2 protein-coding genes and 1 pseudogene are annotated in these 2,076 nt (G+C 46.0%); 2 read left to right on the forward strand and 1 reads right to left on the reverse strand.

Going from position 1 to position 2,076, the window contains the following annotated elements; translation table 11 throughout:
- Both RMO35_RS13545 and RMO35_RS13550 read left to right on the forward strand, forming a co-directional pair.
- A pseudogene (locus tag RMO35_RS13545) lies at nt 1–240 on the forward strand (bicarbonate-binding protein); the annotation flags it as partial.
- Nucleotides 241–268: 28 nt separating this feature from the next.
- Nucleotides 269–1,081 carry an ion transporter gene (locus RMO35_RS13550; RefSeq protein ID WP_309741826.1) on the forward strand — a complete coding sequence of 271 codons (813 nt, stop codon included), beginning with the start codon at nt 269–271 and terminating at the stop codon, nt 1,079–1,081.
- A gap of 82 nt (nt 1,082–1,163) precedes the next feature.
- Here the strand turns inward: RMO35_RS13550 and RMO35_RS13555 are convergent, their stop codons facing one another.
- Complete coding sequence (locus tag RMO35_RS13555; protein ID WP_309741827.1) at nt 1,164–1,742, reverse strand: 3'-5' exonuclease; 579 nt, start codon at nt 1,740–1,742, stop codon at nt 1,164–1,166.
- Between the last annotated feature and the right edge of the window lie 334 nt (nt 1,743–2,076).

The following is a 2,076-nucleotide window of genomic DNA, read 5'->3' on the forward strand; positions in this document are numbered from 1 at the left end:
TTGACTGAAAATATGCGGTGGGGTTATTTACCCCCCGATACCGATGTGCAAGCAATGGTAAATAAAGTCAACCGCGAAGATTTATGGCGGGAAGCAGCAATGACAATTTCGTCGTCAATTGTGGTGCCGCAGACAACTTCACGCGGGATTGAAACCTTCTTTGATGGCAATCAGTTTAATGGCAAAAATCCGATGGAATATCTGGCGTTACAGTCGATTAAAAAGCTCGATAAAGTTTGATATTTTAATTAATTCCACTCAGGCGATCGTGGCTAACCTCAAAACTCGTAAACTCAAACAGCAGATCTACCGCGTTATCGAAGTCACCCATCATGACGATCGACTGGGGAAGTTATTTGATGCGTTGATGATTGCGCTAATCTCGCTGAATGTGCTGGCGTTCACTTTTGAAACGGTCGATAGTATTTCGATTCCTTATAAAAGTTATTTCAACGATTTTGAGACTGCTTCGGCGATCGTTTTTACCGTTGAATATACACTCAGATTATGGACTTGTACTCTCGATCCGCGCTATCGCCACCCGATTTTTGGCAGATTCAAGTTTGCCTTTACACTGCTATCGATTGTCGATCTTATTTCAATTCTACCTTACTACTTATTTCTATTCTTTCCCCATCTAGTATTTGTACGCGAACTGCATTTACTCCGATTGGCACGCCTGTTTAAAATTGGTCGCTATTCCGAGTCGATGCGAACTTTAGGTAAAGTTATTTCCGCCAAACGCGAAGATTTATTTTCGACACTGTTTGCTGTCTTCACCTTACTGATGATTTCATCGAGCTTGATGTATTTCGCCGAACATGCCGCTCAACCCGATCGATTTCCGAATATCCCCGCATCGATGTGGTGGGGGATCATCACCCTCACCAGCGTCGGCTATGGCGATGTTTCACCCATTACTGCGATCGGTAAAATTCTCGGCGGGATTATTGCTGTATTAGGATTAGGTTTAGTCGCACTCCCAGCGGGGATTATTGCCTCCGGTTTTACCGAGGAAGTCGAAAAGAAACGGGCAAAACCACAACGAATTTGTCCCCACTGTGGCGAAGAGTTAGATTGAATATTAGGAGTAACTATCTTACACCTAAACGCATAATTGCCATCTTTGTCGCCAAAGAATCGATCGCTAAAACTGTTAATAATTAAATTCTTTGCCGTCCTAATATATAAGGTAAAAGCTTGCTAATGTTGCGCGCATCATCGATACCGCGATGGTGAGTGCCAGTCAGCTCGATCTGAGCCAAATTGAGCGCTTGCGCCATGCCGTGACGCTTGTTCAGTCTTTGGGTGGTGCTGAAGATTTCTTTGAGGTTGACATGGTTGCTAGAGACTGGATAGGGGAGATCGATCCGATGGTATTTACTATCTTGCTGGAGTTGTTTGCGATCGTAATCGCCCCAGGAGCCAAATATAGTCTTGTCGAATTTAGCCAGCCAAGGTTGCCAGAGTTTTATCGCATCTGGAAAGGTAGGAGCGGTGTCAACTTGGGATTGAGTAATCGATGTGAGTTGGCGACAAAATTCGGTGAGGATGGGATGGCGGAGGGGTTTGATAAAGGTTTGAAATTCATCGACTATTTCTAGGCTTTCTGTCGCTACCATGACTGCGCCGATTTCGATGGTTTCCATCTGGTGACGGGGGATGCTTTGCAAGTCGCAGCAGGTGGCTTCGAGATCGACGACTAAGATATGTTGGTATTTGGTGAAGTTTGATTCGGTCATAATTTAGTTGAGTTTAAAGGATGCTTGGAAAGTTTAACTGCTATGTTTCTAGTGGGCAAATCCCCCTGCTTGGTGCAAGCCATGGGTCGGGAACCTCCGCGTGGTTGCATCCGCTAAATCCCCCTTAAAAAGGGGGACTTTAAAGCCCCCTTTTTAAGGGGGTTGGGTTGGGGGATTCAGATCTAAAAACGAAGCCCAGTCGATTTGTGTCCCTGCCACCGCCAGCACCAGACGAAATACATAATATCCGACATCGCGCCGATGGACATGCCGATTGCAGCGGCAAACGCCCCTGGTTGCCCCCCCCTTACCCCCAAATAGGTGACGGTTACCC

The sequence above is a fragment of the Chamaesiphon sp. OTE_20_metabat_361 genome (genome assembly GCF_031364565.1).